Origin of the sequence: Hansschlegelia quercus, assembly GCF_004310425.1 — a bacterium.
GTDB classification, from domain to species: Bacteria; Pseudomonadota; Alphaproteobacteria; order Rhizobiales; family Methylopilaceae; genus Methylopila; species Methylopila quercus.
Genome location: NZ_SIUB01000006.1, coordinates 1 through 24,259, shown reverse-complemented (window position 1 = coordinate 24,259; position 24,259 = coordinate 1). Strand labels below are relative to the sequence as shown.

The window sequence follows — 24,259 nt, the reverse complement described above, 5'->3', positions numbered from 1 at the left end:
GGGGAGCCATCATGGCCCGTTGGGGCATGCCGGCTTCCAGTCGCGGCATCTTCGATGCCACGAAGAAGCGCGCGGCCGCCCTGGAAAGAAGGGCTAGGCGCAGGGCGGCGCGCTGGATTAGCTCTTGGTCGGTAAAGGGCGGCGGGCAGATCGAGCAAAGTGTTAATCGGGAAAGCTCAATTATAGGACGCTCACGAAATCGTGGGCGTCACCATCGGTGATTACTCCATCGGTTTGAGCCGTGCGGATGATGAGCTTGCCTGCATCGGACCGAGTTCAGCCAACGCCGCATCCGAGAACGCTTGGATGGATCGGAACGACCGCCCTCGCCATGGGCGGCAGCAATCAAAGTCTCTTTCTTATGGCGGCGCTTTTTGCAGGCCAGGGGAGTATTCCTGGTCAAGGTAGCGCCGCGGTCCCGCTGCTGATTGTCGGCCTCATCGTAAGCTGGGCCGCAGCGCCGGCTTGGACCGAGTTGGTGCTGATGTGGCCCAACCGGGTGGGCGGCATCTCAGCGGCATGTGCGGAAGCCTTCAAGCCTTATAGCCCCGTGCTCTCCGCGCTGACAGGGTCATGCTACTGGTGGGGCTGGGTTCCGACGTGCGGTCTGACCGCGGTTCTGTCAGCCGCGGCGATCCAACAATGGTACTTGCCCGGCCTGCCGGTCGAACTGGTGGCGTGCGCGCTGGTCGCCTTCTTCACAGTCGTCAATCTCTGCGGAATAAAGTGGGTCGTGCGCCTCGCCGTGCCGGTCGCGACGGCGTCAGCCGGCCTCGCGCTGATATCCTCGATCGGCTCCGTCTTCAGCGGCTCCGTCGACTGGCGTCAAGCCACCGATTTCTCACTGAACAGCCCCTTCGAGGGCCTGTTCGGCGATGTCACGTCGATCATGGCGGGACTGTATCTGATCGGCTTTGCGGCGCCAGCCTTCGAGGCCGCTGCGTGTCATGTAGGCGAGACGATCGACCCCGATCGCAATCTCCCGCGAGCGATGTTCGCCAGCGGCGCGATGGCGGGAATGTATTTCTTCGTTCTTCCCGTCGTATGGCTCGGCGTCGTCGGCCCCGGTCCCTTGGGAATGCAGCTCGCGCTCGTGCTTGGGCCAACATTCGCGCCGTTGCTCGGCGGCCTCGGTAAGTCCGCCGCGATCTGGTTCATGATGATGAACATGTTTCACGGCACGCTCCAGCCGTTGGCCGGCGCAGCGCGAACGCTGTCGCAACTCAGCGAAGACGGACTTCTGCCGCGCTTTCTCGCCAAGCGGACCTCGACGGACTGTCCCTGGGCCGCCACGCTGCTGACTGGCGGCTCCGCTACGCTCTTCATCTTGAGCGGCTATCCGCTCTGGTTCATCGCCGCCGCGAACTTCACGTACCTGATCAGCATCTGCATGCCAAACGTCGCAGCCTGGCTGCTGCGCCGTGACCAGCCTGAGGCGGAGCGGCCCTATCGCGCGCCGCGCGGAACGATCATGCTCGGCGTGGCCTCAGCGGGGTTTTGGCTGCTGACGGCCGTGCTTGGCTTTCAGCAGTTCGGGCTGCCTACGGTGCTATGCGGACTGGCGCTCGCCTATTCGGGGGCCGCCCTTTACGCATGGCGAATGATGGAGGATCGGCGGCTCCAGGGGCTGCCGCTCATCCCGCAAACCCTTCATCTCAAGCTGACCGGCGCCATGCTTTTTGTCCTCGTACTGGACGGCGCGGGCTATCTGCTTGCGGTGGAAAGCGTGCCTCACGCACAGAGCACGCTGGCGACCGTGCTCGAGGACATCTTCGTTGTCGTCGCCCTCCTGACGATCAGCGTCGGGCTCGTCCTGCCGGGGATGATCACCCATTCCGCGGAGCAGGTGAGCGAAGCGGCGCGGCGCCTGGCTTCCGGAACGCTGACAGATTTCTCGCACGCGATGGCTGCGCTCGGCCGCGGCGACCTCGACGCGGCCCACGCTTCGGTCGACATCGCTCCGGTGAGGATCACGTCCAGGGACGAACTGGGCGAAATGGGGCACAGCTTCAACATTCTCCAGGACAAGGTTCAGGACGCGGCCTACGGCCTCGACAGGGCGCGAGAGAGCCTTCGAGCGGCGCGAACAGAACTCATGGCCCGCCACCATGAGATCGCCCATCTCGCTCATCACGACGCGCTGACCGATCTTCCGAACCGAACGGCTCTGTCGCTTCGGTTCGAGAGCGCGATCGAACGAGCCGCGGCGGATGGCGGGTCGTTCGCCGTTCTGAGCGTCGATCTCGACCACTTCAAGGAAGCAAACGACGTCTTCGGCCACGCTGCCGGAGACGAACTGCTCTGCGCGATCGCGGACCGCCTGAAACTCGCGACGGACGGCTCGTTCATCGCGCGTGTCGGCGGCGACGAGTTCATAATCCTGTCGGAGGGCGGCGACTCGGAACTGAAGGCGAAGGAGTTGGCGGACCGCGTCTTTAAGGCGGTATCCGGCGACATTTCCGTACGCGGACAGCAGATCTCGATCAGCGTCAGCGTTGGGGCCGCGCTTTACCCAAGGGACGGGAGCGATGTGGCCTCGCTGATGGCGAACTCCGACGCCGCGCTCTACCGCGCAAAAGCCGACGGTAGACGGATGCTGCAGGTGTTCGATCCCGAGATGGACCGGCAGACAAGAGAGCGGTACGCGCTGCAGCACGACCTGCGAACAGCTGTGGCGCACCAGGAACTGCTACTGCATTACCAGCCCCAAGCGCGGATCGACGGGACGATCTGCGGTTTCGAGGCGCTAGCCAGATGGCGCCATCCCAAGCGCGGGCTGGTGTCGCCGGCCACCTTCATCCCGCTTGCCGAGCAGGACGGTTCGATCGTGGAGATCGGCGAATGGACCTTGCGCGAGGCTTGTCGCGAGGCGGCGTCGTGGCCTTCTCCGCTGCAGATCGCCGTCAATCTTTCGCCGGTTCAATTCAGGTTCGGAGACTTGGCGAGCCTCGTTCATTCGATCCTCTTCGACACCGGGCTCGCGCCGGGCCGGCTTGAACTGGAGATCACGGAAGGCGTGCTTATTCGAGATGCCCAGACCGCACTGACAATCCTGAGGCGTCTAAAGTCCCTAGGCGTCAAAATCGCGATGGACGACTTCGGAACAGGCTACGCTTCGCTTGCGTCGTTGCAGTCGTTTCCGTTCGACAAGATCAAGATCGACAGGAGCTTTGTCAGCGGAGTTGCGGGCAACGGACAATCCGCGGCTATCGTAAGAAGCATCCTGACATTGGGGGCGGCGCTCGGCATGCCGGTAATAGCCGAAGGCGTGGAGACCGAGGAGGAGCTCGATTTTCTCAGAGCTGAGGGTTGCGCGGAGATTCAGGGGTACCTTCTGGGCAAGCCGCAGATGATCGAGATCTACGCTGAACAAATATCTGGTCGGGGAGGCCGCTTCGACTATCGAGAGATCAAATCTCCAGCCCTCCTCGGTCGCGGAAAGATAAAGGTCGGCCTCTAACCCGCAGGAAAACGACGGCGACCGTGCGGGCGTAACAGTCCTTGCGGTGCGGCCCGGCGTCCAAAGCGCAGTTGAACATCGCCAGTCACGGATCTGACCGTTGATCTTCCGTTTCTGCCGGATCGCCAATATGTGCTCTGGCTTCAAAGGCGCTTGGCAAGCGGAACAAGTTGGGGCTGGCGGATAGCTACCTCCCAGATGTAGCCCCTCCGGCCCAACCTACTCCCTATCTCTTTAGCGACGCGGCATTGAATCCGCGCTGTCTGCGCGCACCGCTAGGGCCCTGCGGACTCCACGTCAGCCGCTACGCCAAGAGCGGCGGCCTCATCGAGGCAGCTAGTGGGTTGGTGCCTACGTGTTCCTGAGCTTGCGCTACCGGATCGCAACGCGGTGACGTCCGAACGCAGACTCTGCATCCGCCTCATTGACATCCTATCCGCCATCGGAGGCGTCCGCCCGCGCGCTTTCTGCGTATTCCGGTGACGTCTCGCGGCGAGCGGCCTACCCCTGACAGGTCGTCGCGGAGGCCTTCGACCGATGCCATTTAGGCCGCAGCATGCCTCATAGCGCCCCAGTCAGCCTGCTCGCGGTCGCAACCGCCGTTCCTCCGTTTCGAATCACGCAGGATGAGGCGGCGGACCTTGCGCGGCGCAGCTTCGCCGGCCGGTTCAAAGACTTCGAGCGAATCGCGACGGTGTTCGAGAACGCCGGCATCCGCGAGCGCTTTGCGGCGCGCCCTGCGGAATGGTTTCTCGACCCGCTTGGATGGGCGAAGCGAACCGAAGCCTATCTCGACGTTGGCGGCGACCTGTTCGTCGCCGCTGCGCAGAAGGCCCTCAGCAATGCGGGCCTGACCGCCGGAGACGTCGACGCGGTCGTGACCGTGTCGTCCACCGGCGTCGCAACGCCGAGCCTCGAAGCGCGCGTGATCGACAGGATCGGCTTTCGCGCCGACATCGAGCGCGTTCCGGTGTTCGGCTTGGGCTGCGCGGGCGGCGTCTCGGGTCTGTCGATCGCGTCGCGCGTCGCCGCCGGGCGCCCTGGCAGCCTCGTGCTGCTCGTCGCGGTCGAGCTCTGCACGCTGTCTTTCCGTCTCGACAAGCTGACCAACGCCAACATCGTCGCGACCGCCTTGTTCGGCGACGGCGCCGCGGCGTGCCTCGTGCGGACCGGCGAAACCGGGATCGCCGCGATCGAGGCAAGCGGCCAGCACACCTGGCCGAACACGCTCGCGATCATGGGCTGGGACGTCGACGCCGAGGGCCTCGGGGTGATCTTCGACCGCTCGATCCCGCTCTTCGCAGAAGCCAAGATCGCCGCCGCCATCGACCTCATCATCGAGCGCGGCGGACTGGCGCGCGGCGACGTCGATCGGTTCGCGTGCCATCCTGGCGGAGCAAAAGTTATCGAAGCGCTGGAGAAGGCGTTGTCCCTGGCGCACAATGCGCTCGACGTCGAGCGCGAAATCCTCGCGGACTACGGCAACATGTCCTCACCCACCGCCCTGTTCGTTCTGGAGCGCCTGATCGCGAAAGGCCTGCCGCCGCGCACCCTCCTGACGGCCATGGGCCCCGGCTTCACAGCGAGCTGCGTCTCGCTGACGAGGTTTGTGTGACGGCCGGCGCGGTCCTTCTCGCGTTCGTCACCGCCGAGCGGCTCGCCGAACTATGGCTGGCGCGCCGGAACACGGCGGCGCTCATGGCGCAGGGCGCTATCGAATTCGCGCCGAGGCACTACCCGGCGATCGTCCTGCTCCACGCCGCATGGCTGGCGGGGCTCTGGGGGTTAGGCTGGAACGCCGAACTGCAGACCCTCTGGCTCATCGTGTTCTTCGCGCTTCAGGCGCTGCGGATCTGGGTTCTCGCGACGCTCGGCCGGCGCTGGACGACCCGCATCATTGTGCTTCCGAACGCGCCTCTCGTCGCCCGCGGTCCATACCGTCTGCTTTCACATCCCAATTATTGCGTTGTCGTCGGGGAGATCGCGGTCCTGCCGCTCGCTTTCGGCCTGACCTGGTATGCGCTCGTTTTCTCGATCGCCAACGCCGTCGTGCTGACCATCCGGATTCGGGCCGAGCGTCGAGCGCTCGATCGCTGGGCTCATGTCCCAAGCGGCTGAGACGGGGCGCCCCCCGCCGATGACCGCAACCTGGACCGGCTTCGGCGCCATGTGCGCCGGCATGTTCATGGCGGTGCTCGACGTCCAGATCGTCGCCACGTCTCTTCCGACGATCCAGCGCGCGCTTGAAATCGCGCCGGATCAGATGAGCTGGGTGCAGACCGCTTATCTCATTGCGGAAGTGATCGCCATCCCACTGACGGGCGTGCTGACCCGCATGCTCGGCGTCCGTCGCCTGTTCGCCTGGTCGCTCGCGATCTTCACGCTCGCCTCCGCCGGTTGCGCCTTCAGCTCCGGCTTCGGCGATCTCATCGCGTGGCGCGTTCTGCAGGGTCTTTCGGGAGGCACGCTGATTCCCGCGGTGTTTTCGGCGGTTTTCGTGCTCTTCCCGAAAGAACGGCAGGGCGCGGCGACCACGCTCGCCGGCGTTCTTGCGGTCCTCGCGCCCACCGTCGGTCCAATTGTTGGCGGGTGGATCACGGAGACCCAATCGTGGCGTTGGTTGTTTCTCATCAATCTCGCGCCCGGCGCGGTCGCCATTATCGTCGGCCTCATTCGTCTGCCGCGCGAGGCGGCCCAATGGCGTCACGCCAAGACGCTCGACGTCATCTCCCTCGTGCTGCTCGCGACCATGCTCTGCGCGCTTGAGATCGGCCTGAAGGAATCGCCGCAACGCGGCTGGACCAGCGGACTGACGCTCGGCCTGTTCGTCTTGACCCTTGCGAGCGGCATCGCCTTCGCGCGCCGCACGCTCGCCCAAGCCGTTCCGCTGGTCGACCTCGCCTGCCTGGCCGATCGGCGGTTTGCGCTCGGCTGTTGCCTCAGCTTCGTGCTCGGCGTCGGGTTGTTTGGCTCGGTCTACCTCATGCCGGTGTTCCTCGCCTTCGTGCGCGGCCACGACGCGCTGGCGATCGGCTCGGTCATGCTGGTCACCGGCGTCGCCCAGCTTCTGGTCGCGCCGATTGCGGTCGCGCTCGAGCAGCGCGCCAACGCGCGTCTGCTGACATCGGCCGGATTTGCGCTTTTCGCGGTCGGTCTGGCCTTGAGCGCCGTCCAGACGCCAAAGACCGACTTCGCCGAGATGTTCGCGCCCCAGATCGTGCGGGGGGTCGCGATCATGTTCTGCCTGCTGCCGCCGACGCGCCTCGCGCTCGGCCATCTCGACCCGGCCCGCGTTCCCGATGCGAGCGGGCTGTTCAACCTCATGCGCAATCTCGGCGGAGCGATCGGCCTCGCGCTGATCGACACCGTGATCTATGGCCGGGCGCCCGCGATCGGCGAAGATCTCAGACAGCGCCTGCAAGCCGGAGATTTCGACGCCGCCCGCTTTGTCGGGATTCCCCGTCCTCTCTTCGAGATGCAGCTGGGGGCAGAGCACACGCCAAGAAGCATTTCGATGATGCGACCGATGGTGGAGAAGGCGGCGCTCGCCCAGGCGATCAATGAGGCCTGGGCGATGATCGCAGCGATCACGGCGCTTGCGCTGGTCTTCCTTGTGTTCGCCAGATCTGGCCGGGCCGAGGCCGCCTGAACCTTCGTACCAGACCGCCCAAGGGCGCGGCACGCCGGCGAGCGCATCGTAAAACGCTTCATGGGAGAGGCCGAGGAGAGCGCCGTCAGCAATCTCGCGACGGAGAGCATCCGCGCCGCGGCGGCTGTTCGTCATGGGGGAGGTTGCCGGTGCGGTCGACAAGGGCGCGGGTCAGCGCGCGGATCGCTGCCTGGCGTTAAGTGAGGCTGTGGAGGTTGCACATCCAGCTGACTCGAACGGATTGGTCGGGCTAGGGCGGACGCTCCATCATTGTCAGGCGATCGCTAGGAACCACCCCGCCGCCATCGCGTAATCGGCTGGGCGAGTCCTCCCAAACCGCCCGCGTCGTCCCCGTCCCTGAGTTCCAGACAGCTCCCGGGGACGGGGGCGGCGTCTCTCTCGGCGTACCAACGCTTAGCCTCCACCTCGTTGGTTGCACGATAGAGGACCGGCCGATCCGCGCCCCATCCCCGCATTTCGAGGCGGACGCCAAAGGCAGCTTCGCCTCCTCGCGAGCGCGTAGAAGATGACGCGGCGGCTGTAGGACGGGGCGCACGTGCTGCAAACGCATTCGCGTGCTCGCAGCCGGCAGACCAACATTTGCGCTTGATGTCTAAGTTCGGGCAGTCGTTCATCTGCCGACGAAGTTCTTAGTCTTGATTCAGCCGGCCAATGCAGCGACAGCATTAGGTGTTCAATCGCGATTGGATCACCTCCGATCGAGAAATATTTTAGCGCTGGCGATTGCAACAATATCTGCTTTTGAGCGTCTTCTGGACTGATGGATCGAGACAGCTTTGCGTTCGCGCACATTTTTTCAGTGCTGTCTCGCTGAAAACCACAGGGAGAGACGGATGATGATCTGCAGAAACAATTTGGTTGCGGGTCTTACCGCTGCACTTATTGCGGCCACGACCAGCTTCGCGATGGCCCAAGCGACCGGGACGGAGAATAACGCGACAACAGGATCCGAGGCAGGATCGGGTCCCGCCTCTGGCGCCGAAAAGAAGGGAACGCCGGGAATGCAGGAAGAGATGACGCAGGGCTCTTCCGGCTCCATGGAAATGAAGAGCGGTAAGCCGCCAGTCGAAGGCGTCGCTGGCGCCCCCACGCCGCAGACAAGCGATCACCACCAGCCCACCACAGGCGCTGGTCGGTAACAGGCGTAGGCGATCCGGCCGGCGGGCCAGACGGCCCCGCCGGTTGGACATGGCTCCTGTTCTAAAGCGATCCCGTTCGAGCATGAGAGTGGGAACAAAACAGCTGACTGGGAGATTGCCCTGACGCCCTTCCGTTCGGCTCAACTACCCTTTCCGGCTCGGGCAGCCATGGAGATACCCGAATGAAAGCGCTTACCTGGCACGGCAAGGGCGACATCCGTTGCGACAGCGTCCCAGATCCTAAGATCGAGGATGACCGCGATGTCGTGATCAAGGTTACGGCCTGCGCGATCTGCGGTTCGGACCTTCATCTCATGGGCGGTTTCATGCCGACGATGGAGAGTGGCGACATCCTTGGTCATGAGACCATGGGTGAGGTCATGGAGGTCGGCCGCGCCGCCACTCGCCTCAAGGTCGGTGACCGGATCGTCGTGCCCTTCACAATGTCCTGCGGCGAATGCAGGCAGTGCAAGTGGGGCAATTGGAGTTGCTGCGAGCGCACAAACCCAAACGGGAAGATGCAGGCGGAGCAGTTCGGCTATCCTTTGGCGGGCCTGTTCGGATTTTCCCACATTACGGGCGGATATGCTGGCGGTCAGGCCGAATATCTCAGGGTTCCATTCGCCGACGTGGGACCCCTGGTCGTCCCCGAGGGCCTAAGCGACGAGCAGGTGCTGTTTCTGTCCGACATTTTCCCGACCGCTTATCAAGCGGCCGAAAATTGCGGGCTCAAGGGCGGCGAGACGGTCGCGATCTGGGGCGCGGGCCCGGTCGGCGTGCTCGCCGTGAAATGCTGTCTAATGCTCGGCGCGGAGCGGGTCATCTCGATCGACACGGTTCCGGAGCGGCTGGCGCTCGCGCGGCAGGCAGGGGCTGAAACAATCGATTTTGGCGACGACAGCGTTCAAGAGCAGCTTATGGAGATGACCGGCGGCAAAGGCCCGGACGCAGTCATCGAGGCGGTCGGCATGGAGGCGCACGGCGCCGACACCATGGCGCAGAAAGTGTCATCCGCAGTGATGGCGGCGACGGTCAGCATGGAGCGGCCCTTCGCACTGAACCAGGCAATTCTGGCATGCCGTCCGGGCGGAATTGTCTCGATGCCGGGTGTCTACGCCGGTCAGGCGGGGCCGGTCGCACTCGGGGTATTCATGAACAAGGGGCTGACGCTGAAGACCGGCCAGACCCACATGCTGCGGTATATGAAGCCGCTGCTTGAGCGCATCGAGAACGGCGAGATCGATCCCTCCTTCATCATCAGTCACCGCTCGACATCGCTCGAAGACGGACCGGAACTCTACAAGACGTTCCGCGACAAGCAGGACGGCTGCACGAAAGTCGTTCTAAAACCTCACGGTTGACCCAATCACTGCCGGTTGCGACTTCAGCAACCGGCAGTGCGCCTGTTTTCAGCGCCGCTTGCGACCGCCGGAAGCCTTTGCGCGCGGCCGCGAAGGCGGCGTTGAGTCGGCCGGCGTCTCCCGGGTCTGCATCCTGAGATCGAGATGAAGATCCTGTTGTCCGGCGAGTTGGCGAACCGAGGCCGACGTCGATGCGCATCGTGTACGACCGCAAGAGAGGACTCGCGACAGCAAGTCGCCAGCGGCCTTCCTCGAGGACATGCGCCTGCAACCGGGTATTACTAGCGTCAGCAATGGGTCAGCCTGAGACCCCTGACCTACAGCCGTTTGGCGCCAGAAGCGGACCTTGGGGGCTGCGCTCGATTCCGGACATTCAGCTCGGTCAGATACCAAGCCGGTCACGGATCTTATAGGCGCTCATGCCGGCGAGGAGCATCGGAGCGCGCAGGGGCACGCCGCCGGGAAAACGGCTCATCGGCAGACGTGCAAGAAGATCGAAAGTCTCCATGCGGTCCCGTACGGCGTCCGCGAGCACCTTGCCAAAATAGGGCGCCAGCACGACGCCGCGGCCAGAGAAGCCGGCGGCGGCCAGTCCGCGGTCGCCAACGCGCCGGACGAACGGCATTCGCGATCGCGTGATGCCGAGAGTGCCGCCCCAAGCGTAGTCAATGCGCGCCTTGGCGACCTGAGGAAACACACGGAGCATGTGGCTGCGAACAAAGGTCTTCACGTCTCGCGGGTCGCGGTAACTGTAGGTCTCGCCGCCTCCGAAGATCAGTCGCCGATCGCGCGAGACACGGAAATAGTAGACCACGAACCGCGTGTCGCTGACGGCAGCGCCGCGCGCAATAAGCCCTTCTGCGACTTCCGGCGCGAGTTGCTCGGTGGCGAGAACGTAGTTGCGGATGGGCATGACGTGGCCGTCTATGCCGCCGTCCAGGCCCGTCATCATGCCATTGCCGGCGTAGATCACACGTTTCGCTTCAACTGACGCCGCGGGGGTGCGGACCATGCTAACGCCGCCCGTCTCATCGACGGATGTGGCGGCTGAATTCTCGAAGAGCTGCGCGCCGGCGTCGCGCGCTAGTCTTGCGAGACCAAATGCAAGCTTGAGCGGGTGCAGGTGCCCCGAGACGCGGTCGTAGACGCCGCCTTGATAGGCGTCGGTCGCGATCAGCCGGCGGACGTCGTCAGGACCAAGCGGCTCCAGGGCGTCGAAGCCGTAGCGCGCGCGCAGCATCGCGGCGTGGCGATGCGCGGCGGGGACCGCATCCAGCCGGTGCTCCAGGCGGAACACGCCGGGCGCAAACTCGCAGTCGAGGCCTTCGGCGATCAGACCATGTAGGTGATGCCACGCGTCGAGCGCGACGTCCCACAGGCGGCGGGCGTCCTCCGCGCCGACCATCTTCTCGAGAGCATCCTGCTTCAGCCGCATGCCGACGCTCGCTTGGCCGCCATTGCGGCCGGAGGCGCCGTCGGCGATCCGTCCGCGCTCGAGCACGACCACGCTGCGGCCGGCCCGGGCGAGGTGCATCGCTGCGGACAGCCCGGTGAAGCCGGCGCCGATGACGCAGACGTCAGCCTTCACATTGGACATCAGGGCGGGCTGCGGGGACGGCGCGTCGCAGGTCGCCTGATAGGCGGTCTCCGGTGCGGCCGGCGGCGTCAGAGATACCACTCGAATTCTTTCGGGAGGTGAAAGCCGAGCAGCGCGCGCAGCTCCTTGCGTCGAACGTCGGCGTAAAGGTCGACGTACTCGTCGCCGAGGGCGCGGCGCATCTCGGCGCTTGTGACAAACCGGGCAAGAGCCGCCGGAAGATCCATCGGGAGCTCCGGATCCTCGAGCAGATTGGCGTTTCCGGTCGCGGCCGCCCCAGGATCGATGCGGCGCTCCATCCCGTGCGCGATGCTGGCGAGCACGGTCGCCGCCACCAGAAACGGATTGGCGTCGCCGCCGGCCATGCGATGCTCGACTCGGCGCGCGGCCGGCGCGCTCATCGGCACGCGAAAGGCGACTGAACGGTTGTCGCGTCCCCAGCTGCGGTTCACCGGCACAAAGGTCCCGGGCACGAAGCGGCGGTATGAGTTCAGGTTCGGCGCCTGGATCGCCATAGCCGCCGGCGCAAGCGCCGCGATCCCGCCGATCGCGTGACCAAGCCGCGTCGCGTCCTCTGCGAAAACGTTGCGGCCGTCCATATCGAGCAAGCTGACGTGGAGATGCAGTCCGTTACCGGGCTGGTCGGCGAACGGCTTGGCCATGAAGGTGACGTCGAGGCCGTTCGCCTGCGCCGCGGCCTTCAGGATCTGCCGCAGCAGAATGACCTCGTCGGCCGTGTGGCCCGCGTCGGCGCCGTGATGCAGGTTGATCTCGAACTGGCCGACGCCGGATTCGGCGCCAATCGCTCCCAACCGCACGCCCATGGTCTCGGCGTAGGCGCGCGCCGTATCGAACAAGGGCCCAAGCGCGTCGAGGACCGCCGTGCCATGCGAGCGCGCGGCCGCCGGCATCGCGGAGAGCTGCAGCGGAAGGCGGGGCGCGCCGTCGGGGCCCCGCTCGCGGTCGATGACGTAGAACTCGAGCTCAAAGGCCATCACAGGGCGCAAGCCTGCGCCTGACAGACCCTTGACGACGCGGTCGAGCACATTGCGGGGGTCGCAGCCGAACGGCGCGCCGTCGAAGGTGTGCATACGCAGCAGCACCTGCGCTGTCCGCGGCGACCACGGCAGCAGCGTCGCCGAGCCCGCGACGGGGAGGCCCATGCCATCGGGATCGCCATCGGACAGGCCGCGGCCGCCTGCGTCGAGGCACTCGCCGGCTGTTGTCAGCGCCATCACAGCCTGCGGGACCATAATCCCCGCGGCGAGCGCCTCAGCGGCGCCAGCGCGCGGGAGACGCTTGCCGCGCAGCTGACCGTTGAGGTCGACGAACACGGCGTCGATCTCGCCAATCTCCGGGCGCGCCTCCAGCAGAGCGCCAAGGTCGGACGCGTTGTTCATGATCAGGAGGCGCCTTCGAACCCATAAGCCTCGCGCGCCCTGGCGGGGCTGATCTTGCCTTCGAGCACGTCCTGCGCGACCCGCTCTAAGGACCGCGCCAAGGGCGCGCCCCAGCCGCCACCGCCGGCGGTGATCGTCACCAGCCGGTCGCCGGCGTCGACGAGCAGCCGGTTCTTAGTGATCGGCACATGCTCGCCATTCGCGCGCTCCAGCACCAGCCGCGCCGGCGTCCCGGCCGCGCCGCCCGCCGCCCCCCAGGGCGCGAACTCGCCCTTCGTCTGCTCGGTGTAGAAGACGACGTCGCAGCGGTCGAGGAACTCGTAGACCCGGCGGATGCCGAGCCCCCCCTGCCGTTCGCCGGCGCCGCCGGAATCGGGGACAAGTTCGGTCGTCGCGATGCGGATCGGGTATTGCCGCTCGCAGATCTCCATCGGGAGCAGGCCGACATTGCCGAGATAGGGATCGACGGCGTTCAGCCCATCGTGAAGCGCGTTGCCGCCCATGCCGCCGCCGAGGTCGTCCGCCATCACCACCGGCAGTCCGGTGCGAGGATGACGGCATTCTGCAGCGAGGCTCGAGAAGCCGACGAAGGATCCGGCTACTGCGAGGTCCGGCTTGAACTGCGTCACTGCGCGGATGATCGTGTCGGTGATGCGCTGCGCCGCGAGGTGGCGCAGGCTGACCGCGGCCGGAAAGGCCGGGTTCACCGCCGTGCGCTCCGGCAGCACGATTTTGATGGGCCGCAGGCTTCCCGCGGTCTGGTCCGACGCCGGATCGAAGGCCGCTTTGACGGCGAAGATCACCGCCGCGAGCGTCGCGGTTCGGGAGCAGTTCATGCCGCCTGCCATCTGAGGGTCCGTGCCGGCGAAATCGACGATCAGTTCGTCGCCTTTCACCTCGACCGACACCGCGATCCTCACCGGCGCGTCGCCCGTGCCGTCATTGTCGAGGAAGCCTTCCGCCGACCCGCCGCCGTCAGGCGTATCGCTGAACACCTTCCGAAGGCGGCGTTCGCCCTGGTCGAGGCGCTCGGCCATCGCGGCCTCAAGAGTCGCGACGCCGTATTTAGCGATGACGTCATCCATCCGCCGCACGCCGAGCTTGGCGGCCGCAATCTGCGCCCTGAGGTCGCCGAGGCTCGCGATCGGGTCGCGCGTGTTGTTCTCGAAATAGCGGAGCAGCGCTAGGCTCTCGCGGCCGGCCTCGATGAGCTTCACCCAGGGAAAGCGCAGGCCCTCCTCGTAGATGGAACGGTTGGCAAAGCCTTCGGTGCCCGGATTGGTGCCGCCGATGTCGTTGTGATGCGCGAGGTTGCCGACCCACGCGACCACCCGGCCCTCGGCGAAGACGGGAGCGAAGATGTGGATGTCGAGCGTGTGGGTGCAGCCGCGATAGGGATCGTTGCCGATGAAGACGTCGCCGGGCTCGATCGTCTCCGGCGGGTTTTCGCGCAATAGATGCGGCATGGCGTAGGTCATCGAGCCGAGCAGCGCCGGGATATTGGCGTCCTCGGCGACCGCTTCGCCCTTGGCGTTGAACAGAGCGCAGGAGTAGTCGAGCATCTCCCGGATGATCGGCGAGTGCGAGCTGCGCCTGAGCGAGTCTCCGCTCTCGCCGATCAAGGCTTTCAGCGCGCTGCCGATGACCGCCACCGTGACGGGATCGATCATGGCCGGACCTCCTCGATGATCATGCAGTCGCGTTCGTCGACGACAGCCGCCCAGCCGGGCGGCACCACCGTGGTGGTGTCGATCTGCTCGATGATCGCAGGGCCGGCGACGCTGTCGCCGGGGCGCAGGCTGAAGCGCTTAACGACGGGCGTGTCCGCATAGCCGCCCGTCTCCTCGAACCACACCGATCGACGCCCTTCGGAACCCGAGTCCGTCTGCGTCGCGCGCGGCAGCGCACGCCCGTCTGCGACGCTGCGGCCGACGATCCTCGCGGCGGTGATTTCGGCGCGCGTTCCCGGCGCGCTGTGGCCGTAGGTCTTCTCGTGGATTTCGTGGAAGCGCCGGACCACCTCGGCGAACCGCTCGCCCGGCGCGGTTGGAACCGTGACGGCGTATTCCTGGCCGAAATAGCGCAGGTCCAACGCGTGGTCGCAGCGGCGGCGCTCGGCCGGGATGCGGTCGGTCGCGAGGTCACGCAGCGCACGGTCTTCGAGCTCGCTCTGGACGCTGGTGATCGCCGCGACGTCCGGATCGTCGGGATCGATCATGAGGGGCGACGAGAGGTCGTGGCGCAGTTCCGCCGAAAGCAGGCCCGCGGCGCTGAAAAGACCTGGATGCGGTGGGATCAGAACACGCGGGATCTGCAGCGTCGCGGCGAGGGCTACAGCGCTCAGGCCGCCTGCGCCGCCCGCGCCGACGAGCGTGAACTCCCGCAGATTGTCGCCGTGCCGGGCGGCGGAGCGCAGGATCGCGCCCGCCATGTTGGCCTCCATTACGGCGACGATGCCGAGCGCCGCCTGCTCCAATCCAAGACCGAGCCGTTGCGCCAGGACGCCCACCGCTTCGCACGCCTTGTCGCGGTCGAGCTTCAGGCCGCCGCCGAGCAACCCCGCGGGATTGAGCCTCCGCAGCACGACCTGGGCGTCGGTCACCGTCGGTTCCGCGCCGCCGAGGCCGAAGCAGACCGGCCCCGGCCGCGCGCCCGCGCTTTGCGGACCGACGCGCAGCGCGCCGCCGGCGTCGACCCAGGCGATGCTCCCGCCGCCGGCGCCAATGGTCTCGATCTCGAGGTTCGCCACATGGAGCGGCAGGCCGTTGGGAAGCGCCATGTCGAAGCGGAGGCGCGGCTCGCCGTCAGCCACCAGGCCGATGTCGGCGCTGGTGCCGCCGACGTCGAGCGTCACGAGGTTGCGCAAGCCCGACGCCGCCGCGGTCACGACGCCGCCTACGATTCCGGCGGCGGGACCGGAGAGCACGAGGTTGTGCGCGCGCTCGCCCATTGAACGAAGCGCCGTCGCGAGGCCGCCGCTGCTCTGGATGATGTAGAGCTCCGCGCTGAAACCGCTATCGGCGAGCCGCTGCTGAAGGCGGCGGACATAGGGGTCGAGCAAGGGCGCGAGCGCGGCGTTGACGACCGTCGCGGCGAAGCGGGGATACTCGCGCGGTTCGCGGGAGACGTCGGATGACGCGATGCAATAGGCGTCGTTGGTCTCTTCGCGCACCAGTTCGGCCAAACGACGCTCATGCGCGGGGTTCACGAAGGAGAACAGCCCGGTGACGGCGATGGAGGCGGCGCCTTGCGCGATAAGCTCCCGGATCGCTACGCGCGCGGCGTCCTCGTCGAGCGGCTCGACTTCGGCGCCGTCGGCGGCGATGCGGCCCCGCACCTCGACGCGCCGGTTGCGCGGCGCGAGCACGGGTTTCGGCGGGTGCAGCAGGTTGTAGGGCTGCGGTCGTTGCTGCGTGCCGATCTCGATGACGTCGCGGCAGCCGGACGTCGCGAGTACGCCGGCCGGCGCATAGGTCTCCTGGATCACCACATTGGTCGCGATCGTCGTGCCGTGCATTACGGCGTCGACGTCGGCGGGCTTCAGCCCCGCACGCTCGATCAGCCGCATCATGCCGGTGAGGATCGCGGCGTCGGGGCTCGCAGGTTGCGACGGCACCTTCTCCACCATCAGCAGTCCGGCCTCGTCATCGACGAGCACGCAATCCGTAAACGTGCCGCCGGTGTCGACGCCAATTCTGCGCATCGCAAGACTCCTGGAGGGACCTTGAAGGTGAACGGCCAGTCTCTCGGGCCTCGCAGAGGAGAGCGGATTTCAAACTTTTGGTCAAGCGACCAGATATGTGTCCCAGAGCGCGCCGTTCCGGTCGCGCCGGCGGCGCGATCGATCTATAGAAGCGGAGGGGCCGTTCGCGGTCGACAGGGGGCCGAGGCTTGGCCGGCAAGAGAGACAGTCTCGTCAGCGAACCGGAGGCGCGCGCTCCGGCGCCGGCCGCCGGGGGCGTCACCGGCCGCCGCGCCGGTCGGAAGGCGCGCGAAACCCGCGAACGTCTGATCGAAGGCGCGCTGCTCGCACTGTGCGAGGATGGAGTGATCGGCGCGACGACCCGCAAGATCGCGGACAAGGCGGACGTCCGCTTGGGAACGCTGCACTATCACTTCGAGACCAAAGACGCCCTGCTGCTCGCGGTGCTTGACGCGCTTGGCGCGCGGCTCGCGCAGACCCTGCGACGCGGCGTCGCGGGATCACGGGACCTCGACGAATGCATCGAGCGCGCGCTGCTTACGGACTGGGCCTTCGCCGAGGACAACATGGCGATCCAGATCGTACAGTACGAACTCACGCTCTATGCCTTGAGGACCGAAGGCGCGCCATGGATGGCGCGACGGCAGTACCGCGACTACGTGCGCGCCCATGTCGACATCTTCGGCGTCCACGCGCCGAGCGGACGGAGCGCGGCTGAAAATGTCGAGCGCCTCTCCCAGTTGGTCATGGCCGGCATCGACGGCGTGATCCTGCAGGAACTCGCCGATCCCGACGTGGCTCGGTCGCGCATGGCGGTGCGCGGTCTGATCGACTCCATGCAGGCGCTCGCCCGGTCGCTCGGCTTGATCGTAGCCTAAGGCATCGTTGGTCAGCCGACCGAAAACTGTCAGCGCGCTTTGAAGCGTCGTTTGACGCTTTGATGGCCAGGAGGTCGAGAATACTGCTCAAATTGTTGTCATAAGGTAGCAAGGACTGGGCCCACATGCTTTTCCGTCTCAGATTTTCCTTGACGATTATGATCAGGCGACCAAAAATCTTGACGCATCGAGGGGGAAGCTGATCTCGTCGACGCAGCGCTCCATGCCGTCCCCCGCCTACAGGGGCCGTCCACCGCGCGTTTTGGCCCGTCTGAACGAAGGAGGCGCAGCATGCAGTCCCCATGGTCCCGGAGCTTCCCGCTCTCTCGCCGCGGCGTGCTGAAGGGCGTCGCGGCGGCAGGCGCGGCCGCGGCCTTTGCCGGCGCACCGTGCTCGAAGGCGTTCGCCGCCGATCCGACGCGCGTGTCGTTCGTGGGCTGGGAGGGCTACGATTCCGGCTTTCATGTCGGCTCGTTCCTCGCCGACAACAACGCCGCCCTCGATACGACCTACATCAACACATCCGAGGACATGACGACTAAGCTCCGCTCCGGCGGACTCGGAACGGTCGACCTCACGACGTACAACCACATGTACGCCCCGCTCATGGGCGAGGCCGGGCTGCTGACCGCGCTCGACACCAAGCGGCTGGGCAACTTCGACAAGCTGCTTCCGCAGTTCAAGAAGATGGCGTCGAGCGAGGCGGACGGCACGTCCTATGGTGTGCCCTTCACCTTCAGCTCCTGCGCGATGCTCTACAATCCGAAGACTGTCCCGGAGGCGCCGACCTCTTGGAAGGACTTCATGAAGCCGCAGTACAAGGGCAAGGTCGCGCTGTTCAGCGACATGCTGACCAACATCCTGGTCTGGGCGCCGGTCGCGACGGGAATTAAAGACCCGACGCAGATGACGAAGGTCGAGCTCGACGAGACGATCAAGATGCTGATCGCGCTCAAGAAGGATCACGTGCGCGCGATGCCGGCGAGCCTCGGCGACGGCGCCGAGCTGCTGACCCGCGGCGAGGCCGACATCATCATGGGCTGGGAGCCGATGGTCTCCTGGTGCAAGGCCAAGAACGTCGAGGTGAGGATCGCCAAGCCAGTCGAGGGCACCTGGGCGTTCGTCGACACCTTCAACATCGCCAAGAACGCGCCGAACCTCGGCCTCGACTACAAGTTCGTCGATCAGGCCATCGCCATCGAAGCCCAGACCGCCTTCGGCAACAGCAATCTGCTTGGAGTCGTCAACGCCGACGCGGTGAAGGGGCTGAGCGACGAGGTGAAGGCGCTCTACGACTTCGACAACCTTGACGCCTACTTTCAGCATGCCCGCATTTACCCGCGCCTGTTCGCGATGGAGAGCGACGGCAAGCATGTGACCTACGACGAGGTGATCGACGCCTATGAGCGCTTCCTGAAAGCCTGATCCGGATCTGCGGATGCCCGCCGAAGTCCCGCTGCTAAAACTGGACGGACTAACGAAGCGCTATGGCGACCATGTCGCGGTCGCGCCGACGAGCCTGTCCATTCAGCCTCGGGATTTCTTCGCCATCCTCGGGCCATCGGGCTGCGGCAAGACGACGTTGCTGCGCATGATCGGCGGCTTCGTCCAGCCCTCGGGCGGAACCGTCCAGATCGGCGGCGCGGACGTCACGCGGCTGGGACCTGAGCGTCGCCCGACGGGAATGGTGTTCCAGAACTACGGCCTGTTCCAGCACATGACCGTGCGCCAGAACATCGCCTACGGACTCAAGCTACGTCGCGAGCCCAAGGCGCGCATGGACGCCGCCGTCGACGAGATGATGGCGCTCGTTCATCTCGACCATCTCGCAGAGCGTGCTGCGCCGGAGCTCTCCGGCGGCCAGCGCCAACGCGTGGCGCTCGCCCGCGCGCTGATCCTGAAGCCGAAGGTCCTGCTGCTCGACGAGCCGCTGGCGGCCCTCGACCTCAAGCTCCGCAAGACGATGCACCGCGAGTTGCGCGCGCTTCACCAGGCGATCGGCGGCACCTTCATCCTGGTCTCCCATGACCAGAGCGAGGTGATGACGCTCGCGAACAGAGTCGCGGTGATGGAGCATGGCGCCGTGGTCCAGGAGGGCTCGCCGCGCGACATCTACATGCGGCCCGCCAACGTCTTCGTGTCCGGCTTCATCGGCGAGGCGAACACGCTTCGCGGCTCTCGGCGTGATGGTCGCATCGAGCTCGCCGGCGGGGCGAGCCTGGCGCATGCGGGCCGCGACGGCGCGGTCAGCGTGGTCCTGCGACCGGAGCAGCTCGAGCTCGAGCCCATCGAACCGGCGAGGGTGAGCCTCGAGGCCGAGGTGACTGACCTGATCTTCCTCGGTCCATTCACCCATCTGCACTGCACGCTCGCGAACGGCGACGCGCTGCTCGTTCATGTCGAAAGTCGCCACGTCGCCGCGGCCCACCGGCCGGGCGCGCGCATCCGGCTCGGCTGGAAAGCGGATGACCAGCTTGTTCTGGACGCGTCCTGATGACGGCGCGGAAGATCGGTTCGAGCCAAATCGTGACCGCTCTGATGCTGCTCCCGGCCGCGGCGATCTTTCTCGGTCTGTTCGTCGGCTCGCTGGCGTTCTTCTTCGTCCAAAGCTTCTGGAAGGCGTCCACCTTCAAGGTCACGCCGGACTTCCGGCCCGGCAATTATCTCGACGTCGTCACGAACTACGGCGAAGTCCTGCTTTACACGCTCGGCGTGGGCGTACTGGTCGCCAGCCTCACGACGACGCTTGCCTTCTTCTTCGCCTACGCCGTGCGGTTTGCGCTCGGCAGGCTGGGCGATCTCATGTTGGCGATTGCGCTGACGACGCTGTTCGGCGGCTATCTCGTCAAGATCTACGCCTGGCGCACCATTCTGGGCTCCGACGGCATCATCAACTCCGCGCTGATCAACCTCGGGCTCATCGATCGGCCGCTGTCCTTCCTGCTCTTCAATCTCGGCGCCGTGGTCGTGACCCTGACGCACTATCTCCTGCCGCTCGCGATCTTGCCGCTCTACGGGGCGCTGCGCGACGTCGACGAGACCGAGCTCGCGGCCGCCCGCGACATGGGCGCGAGCCGCTCCCGGGTCATGCTGGACATCGTCCTCCCACAGGTGCGCCCCGCGCTTATGGCGAGCTTCTCCGTGTGTTTCCTGCTGGCGGCTGGCGACTACGTCACGCCCGCCATGGTGGGCAGTCCCGGCAACGCGATGTTCGGCAACTTCATCCAGTCGCAGTTCGGGCTGCGCATGAACACGCCCTCCGGCGCCGCGATGTCGTTCACGCTGATCGGGACCTCGCTTGTCCTGCTGACGCTGATCGGCGCCGGTCTTCGCAAGGGACTACAGCCGCGATGACCGGGGACCGGCTTCTGCCGCGGGCTTACGCCTTTGCGATGCTCGTCTTCCTCGCGGTGCCGCTCGCGCTGTGCGTCCTGTTCTCCTTCACGACGTCAAACAGCGCCGCTTTCCCGATCCCTGCCTTCGGCTTCGACTGGTACGCGCGCGTCGCCGGCAACCCGCAGTTCCAGGCGGCCGCGTGGACCACGGCCGAGATCACTGTCGGCTGTGGGGCGGCGGCGACGCTGGTCGGTCTCGTCACGGCGCTTGGCCTCGACAGACTTGAACGACGCGCGGCGGTGGCGGTCCTGCTCGTGCTGTGCCTGCCGCTGATGCTGCCGCCGCTGGTGCTCGGCCTGTCGCTGCTGACCTTCTTCAACATGATCGGGCTGAAGCTCGGCGTCGCGGCGACTATTCTTGGCCATCTGCTGTTCACGCTGCCGATCGTGGCCTCCGTGCTCTATGCGCGACTTGCCACCATGGACGGGTCGGCGGTCGAAGCCGCGCGCGATCTCGGCGCGTCGCCGCTACGCGCCTTCGCCACCGTCACGCTGCCGGCAATTGGCCCGTCGCTTGTCGGCTGCATGCTGATCGCCATGGCGCTGTCGCTCGACGACTTCGTGATCGCGTTCTTTGTGACCGGCAGCAACACGCTCTCGACCCTGATCTGGGGGATGATGCGCACGACCCTCAATCCCAGCATCAACGTCGTCGGCTCGATCATCATCGCCGTCTCGGTCGCGATCACCGCGCTCGGGCTCAACGTCACGCGCTATCGCGGCTAGCCGGATCCGGTTCGTTTGTCCCGCCGCACGAGGCTGTCGTCATGACCAAGAAATTCCATCTCGGCTGGTTTCTCGGCTTCTCGCCCGACGAGTGGAACGAGCCCTTCGCCAATGGCGGCTCGCCGTGGGACGGCGAGTTCTACGTCGAGATGGCGAAGGCGCTCGAGCGCGCCTGCTTCGACTTCATGATGGTCGAGGACACGCTGATGGTGTCCGAAGCCTACGGCCATTCGCGCGACGTCTATCTCAAGCACGCGCTGATGGCGCCGAAGCACGACCCGGCGCCGCTCGCGGCCCTCATGACCGCCGCGACGCGCCATCTCGGCGTCGTCATCACGATGTCGACCATGTCCTACGCGCCGTTCCACCTTGCGCGGCTGTGCTCGACGCTGGACCACATCTCGCGCGGCCGCTTCGGCTGGAACATCGTGACCACCGGCGAGAACCAATCGGCGCAGAACTTCGGCATGGACGTGCTGCCGCCGCGCGAGGTTCGCTACGAGATGGCCGACGAATACGTCGAGCTCGTGCGCCAGCTGTTCGAGACCTGGGAGCCCGACGCCGTCGTCATGGACCGCGAGAAGGGGATCTACGCCGACGCCAGCAAGGTCCACCAGATCGACTTCAAGGGGAAATACTTCAGCTCGCGCGGGCCGATGAACACGGTGCGCTCGCCGCAGGGGCGCCCCGCCTTTTTCCAGGCGGGCGGATCGCCGCGCGGCCGCGATTTCGCAGCGAAGAACGCCGACGTCGTGGTCGCCGTCGGCAACGGCGTCGAGGGCATGAAGAAGTACCGCGAGGAGCTCCGCGGCCGCGCCGAGAAAGCGGGCCGCGATCCGGACGACGTCAAGATCGTGTTCTGCATCACGCCCACGCTCGGCGAGACCGAGCAGGAGGCGCGCGACAAGCACGAGCGGATGATCAACTCCGATCGCTTCATCGAGCAGAGCCTCGCTTTCATCGCCGGCGTCACCGACATCGATTTCTCGACGTTCTCTCTCGACGAGCCGCTGCCGCACCTCACCACCAACGGCGAGCAGGGCTCACTCGACAAGTTCGCGCAGTGGGGCAGCGGCAAGACCTTGCGCCAGTTGGTGATCGAGGCTTCAGGCGGACTGGTCTCCTCGGTCGAGCTGATCGGAACGCCCGACCAGGTCGCAGAGAAGATGGGCGCAGTCATGGAGGAGGTCGGAGGCGACGGCTTCCTGATCACGTCGCCATCGCTCAGGATGAGCCGCCGCTACATCGTCGAAGTCACCGACGGCTTGGTGCCCGCCCTGCAGCGGCGCGGCTTGACGCGCACGGTCTACACGCAGGAGCACCTGCGTGACACGATCAAGGAGTTCTGAGCTCAGCGACCGTCGCCGATCTCCAGATCCTCAACGGCAGCGCGGCCTCTTCAGAAATAGGGCTGCCCGTCCGGCGAAACAGCAGGGAGGCGCGCCGTGGCGGCAGCCGTCTCGGCAAGGTCGAGTATCAGCCGCGCCCGCCATGACACGCGCTTGGTTCAATAGCCTTGTGTGCGATCGACGCCAGCAGGAAGGGTTCCTGAGGTCAAAAAACCACCGACATTGGCCGCGACGACCTTCGACGCGGTCCGCATGTTGGTCGGCGCAGAGATGTGAGGGAGTATCGTAACGCGCTCGTGGCCCCATAGCGGGCTTGCATCCGGCAACGGCTCCTCGTCGAACACGTCCAGCACCGCGTGTGAAAGCTGTCCTGCATCGAGCGCCGCCAACAACGCCTCGCTGTCCACGACAGAGCCGCGACCGAAGTTGATCAACGCCGCCCCGCGCTGGGCAAGCGCCAGTTCGTCGCGGCCGAGCATGCCGCGCGTATCATCGGTCAGCGGCAGCAAGACGACGATAATGCGAGCGGTTCGAAGGAGGTGCTCCAACCCGTCGCTTCCGCTGAGGCACGTCACGCCCTCGATCGTCGCGAGCCTGCGAGACCAGCCAAGAACCGGGAAGCCTTGCGCGGCGAGCGACTGAGCCGCTACGGAGCCGAGCGCTCCAAGGCCGAGGATGCCGACCGGCGTGTCGCTCTGCTCGGGCAGCGCGTGTTGTCGCCAGACCCTTGCGGCCTGTTGCGCGCGGTAGCGCGGCATGTCGCGATAGAGGTACAGCGTCCACGCAAGGACGGCGTTCGCCATGCTTTGCGCCAGCATAGGATCGATCATACGCACGACGTGCAAGTCGCTGGGAGCCTCTTTCATCAATCGCTCGACCCCAGCCCAGAGGCTCTGCACCCAGCGGAGCGAAGGGAGTTCGAGCAGTTCAGAAGGCTCGGGATCCGCGACGACGGCCACGCGCGCCTGTCGACGATCTTCGCTCGAGAGATCGCGAAACGGGACAAACCGACACGACGGCATCGCCGCAGCCAGCGCCTCGACCCAATCGGCTGCGATGTCCGCCTGCATGCGCGTGAGGAATGGAATGATCGTAGACATTCAATCTGGCCTTCGTGCCGCCGTGCACGGACCTCATGGACCGTCGGGGCGTCCTTGCGCGGCTAAAAAGATACAGGCAGCATACGCAGCCCCACAGTACCCACAGTAGACGGACCAGTCGGAAGGAGGGCAGCTCTCGACGTGCACTCACTGCCGCTTAGCGCCAACTGCTGCCAGCAGTTCCGCCGCTTAGCGCCAAGAGCGGACTTCAGTGCATGGACCAGCAGCCGACCTTGAAACGCAACGGTCGATTGGTGGCAGGCTCAAAATGCACGCAGGCGCTATGGTTGAGGCGGCTGCCCGAAGCTGGGGCATGGCCCATTGGATGAACAGAATCCGTGCGGCGCAGGTCGCCGCGAATGCCTTAGCCGTAACGCCGTGCCGCTTCTATGGTGAGCCCTGCGCCAACGGCGCCGAAGATGTCGCCCTCGACGACGCGGGCCTCCGGCGCCTCCCCCAAGATCGCGGCGCGGACATGCGG

16 protein-coding genes are annotated in these 24,259 nt (G+C 65.9%); 11 read left to right on the top strand and 5 right to left on the bottom strand.

The features are described 5' to 3' along the window. The first annotated feature begins 247 nt into the window (after positions 1-247). From EYR15_RS12450 to EYR15_RS12430, 5 genes are all read left to right on the top strand, one after another. Positions 248-3,460 (top strand): amino acid permease, encoded by a 3,213-nt coding sequence (locus EYR15_RS12450; RefSeq protein WP_342635545.1) that lies wholly within the window; start codon positions 248-250, stop codon positions 3,458-3,460. 556 nt (positions 3,461-4,016) lie between these two features. Then, positions 4,017-5,075 (top strand): type III polyketide synthase, encoded by a 1,059-nt coding sequence (locus EYR15_RS12445; protein ID WP_131003885.1) that lies wholly within the window; start codon positions 4,017-4,019, stop codon positions 5,073-5,075. Next, positions 5,072-5,578, top strand: a complete 507-nt coding sequence (locus EYR15_RS12440) for an isoprenylcysteine carboxyl methyltransferase family protein (RefSeq protein ID WP_131003884.1) — start codon at positions 5,072-5,074, stop codon at positions 5,576-5,578. The genes EYR15_RS12445 and EYR15_RS12440 overlap by 4 nt, the downstream gene beginning before the upstream one ends. Further along, complete coding sequence (locus tag EYR15_RS12435; RefSeq protein WP_131003883.1) at positions 5,562-7,109, top strand: DHA2 family efflux MFS transporter permease subunit; 1,548 nt, start codon at positions 5,562-5,564, stop codon at positions 7,107-7,109. The genes EYR15_RS12440 and EYR15_RS12435 overlap by 17 nt, the downstream gene beginning before the upstream one ends. 1,342 nt (positions 7,110-8,451) lie before the next feature. Beyond that, positions 8,452-9,630, top strand: a complete 1,179-nt coding sequence (locus EYR15_RS12430) for a zinc-dependent alcohol dehydrogenase (protein ID WP_131003882.1) — start codon at positions 8,452-8,454, stop codon at positions 9,628-9,630. Between the two features lie 382 nt (positions 9,631-10,012). Here the strand turns inward: EYR15_RS12430 and EYR15_RS12425 are convergent, their stop codons facing one another. The 4 genes from EYR15_RS12425 to EYR15_RS12410 are packed head-to-tail and all read right to left on the bottom strand — an operon-like array spanning position 10,013 to position 16,330. Continuing rightward, positions 10,013-11,308 carry an NAD(P)/FAD-dependent oxidoreductase gene (locus EYR15_RS12425; RefSeq protein ID WP_245498291.1) on the bottom strand — a complete coding sequence of 432 codons (1,296 nt, stop codon included), beginning with the start codon at positions 11,306-11,308 and terminating at the stop codon, positions 10,013-10,015. Continuing rightward, complete coding sequence (locus tag EYR15_RS12420; protein WP_131003881.1) at positions 11,296-12,627, bottom strand: glutamine synthetase family protein; 1,332 nt, start codon at positions 12,625-12,627, stop codon at positions 11,296-11,298. The genes EYR15_RS12425 and EYR15_RS12420 overlap by 13 nt, the downstream gene beginning before the upstream one ends. Positions 12,628-12,629: 2 nt before the next feature. Next, on the bottom strand, positions 12,630-14,297 hold the full coding sequence (locus tag EYR15_RS12415; protein WP_131003880.1) for a hydantoinase B/oxoprolinase family protein: 1,668 nt from the start codon (positions 14,295-14,297) through the stop codon (positions 12,630-12,632). Next, positions 14,294-16,330: a hydantoinase/oxoprolinase family protein gene (locus tag EYR15_RS12410; RefSeq protein ID WP_131003879.1), complete on the bottom strand. Its 2,037-nt coding sequence runs from the start codon at positions 16,328-16,330 to the stop codon at positions 14,294-14,296. Before EYR15_RS12410 ends, EYR15_RS12415 begins: the two co-directional genes overlap by 4 nt. A 188-nt stretch (positions 16,331-16,518) precedes the next feature. Here EYR15_RS12410 and EYR15_RS12405 point away from each other — a divergent pair, with 188 nt between their 5' ends. From EYR15_RS12405 to EYR15_RS12380, 6 genes are all read left to right on the top strand, one after another. Next, on the top strand, positions 16,519-17,208 hold the full coding sequence (locus tag EYR15_RS12405; protein ID WP_131003878.1) for a TetR/AcrR family transcriptional regulator: 690 nt from the start codon (positions 16,519-16,521) through the stop codon (positions 17,206-17,208). Between the two features lie 291 nt (positions 17,209-17,499). Further along, positions 17,500-18,633, top strand: coding sequence for an ABC transporter substrate-binding protein (locus EYR15_RS12400; protein WP_131003877.1), 1,134 nt, complete (start codon positions 17,500-17,502; stop codon positions 18,631-18,633). A gap of 13 nt (positions 18,634-18,646) precedes the next feature. Beyond that, the gene (locus tag EYR15_RS12395) at positions 18,647-19,702 is read left to right on the top strand and encodes an ABC transporter ATP-binding protein (protein ID WP_131003876.1); all 1,056 of its coding nucleotides are present in this window, start codon (positions 18,647-18,649) and stop codon (positions 19,700-19,702) included. After that, on the top strand, positions 19,702-20,562 hold the full coding sequence (locus tag EYR15_RS12390) for an ABC transporter permease (RefSeq protein ID WP_131003875.1): 861 nt from the start codon (positions 19,702-19,704) through the stop codon (positions 20,560-20,562). Before EYR15_RS12395 ends, EYR15_RS12390 begins: the two co-directional genes overlap by 1 nt. Beyond that, on the top strand, positions 20,559-21,329 hold the full coding sequence (locus EYR15_RS12385) for an ABC transporter permease (RefSeq protein WP_131003874.1): 771 nt from the start codon (positions 20,559-20,561) through the stop codon (positions 21,327-21,329). The genes EYR15_RS12390 and EYR15_RS12385 overlap by 4 nt, the downstream gene beginning before the upstream one ends. Positions 21,330-21,370: 41 nt before the next feature. Then, positions 21,371-22,678: an NtaA/DmoA family FMN-dependent monooxygenase gene (locus EYR15_RS12380; protein ID WP_131003873.1), complete on the top strand. Its 1,308-nt coding sequence runs from the start codon at positions 21,371-21,373 to the stop codon at positions 22,676-22,678. A 158-nt stretch (positions 22,679-22,836) separates the two neighbouring features. Here EYR15_RS12380 and EYR15_RS12375 read toward each other — a convergent pair whose 3' ends face one another. Then, positions 22,837-23,748, bottom strand: coding sequence for a 2-hydroxyacid dehydrogenase (locus tag EYR15_RS12375; protein WP_245498290.1), 912 nt, complete (start codon positions 23,746-23,748; stop codon positions 22,837-22,839). Between the last annotated feature and the right edge of the window lie 511 nt (positions 23,749-24,259).

Bases quoted from the DNA above. Each gene is read 5' to 3' on its own strand.
- EYR15_RS12450 (WP_342635545.1), top strand. From the start codon at position 248: ATGATGAGCTTGCCTGCATCGGACCGAGTTCAGCCAACGCCGCATCCG.
- EYR15_RS12445 (WP_131003885.1), top strand. From the start codon at position 4,017: ATGCCTCATAGCGCCCCAGTCAGCCTGCTCGCGGTCGCAACCGCCGTT.
- EYR15_RS12435 (WP_131003883.1), top strand. From the start codon at position 5,562: ATGTCCCAAGCGGCTGAGACGGGGCGCCCCCCGCCGATGACCGCAACC.
- EYR15_RS12430 (WP_131003882.1), top strand. From the start codon at position 8,452: ATGAAAGCGCTTACCTGGCACGGCAAGGGCGACATCCGTTGCGACAGC.
- EYR15_RS12420 (WP_131003881.1), bottom strand. From the start codon at position 12,627: ATGAACAACGCGTCCGACCTTGGCGCTCTGCTGGAGGCGCGCCCGGAG.
- EYR15_RS12415 (WP_131003880.1), bottom strand. From the start codon at position 14,297: ATGATCGATCCCGTCACGGTGGCGGTCATCGGCAGCGCGCTGAAAGCC.
- EYR15_RS12410 (WP_131003879.1), bottom strand. From the start codon at position 16,330: ATGCGCAGAATTGGCGTCGACACCGGCGGCACGTTTACGGATTGCGTG.
- EYR15_RS12400 (WP_131003877.1), top strand. From the start codon at position 17,500: ATGCAGTCCCCATGGTCCCGGAGCTTCCCGCTCTCTCGCCGCGGCGTG.
- EYR15_RS12395 (WP_131003876.1), top strand. From the start codon at position 18,647: ATGCCCGCCGAAGTCCCGCTGCTAAAACTGGACGGACTAACGAAGCGC.
- EYR15_RS12390 (WP_131003875.1), top strand. From the start codon at position 19,702: ATGACGGCGCGGAAGATCGGTTCGAGCCAAATCGTGACCGCTCTGATG.
- EYR15_RS12385 (WP_131003874.1), top strand. From the start codon at position 20,559: ATGACCGGGGACCGGCTTCTGCCGCGGGCTTACGCCTTTGCGATGCTC.
- EYR15_RS12380 (WP_131003873.1), top strand. From the start codon at position 21,371: ATGACCAAGAAATTCCATCTCGGCTGGTTTCTCGGCTTCTCGCCCGAC.
- EYR15_RS12375 (WP_245498290.1), bottom strand. From the start codon at position 23,748: ATGCAGGCGGACATCGCAGCCGATTGGGTCGAGGCGCTGGCTGCGGCG.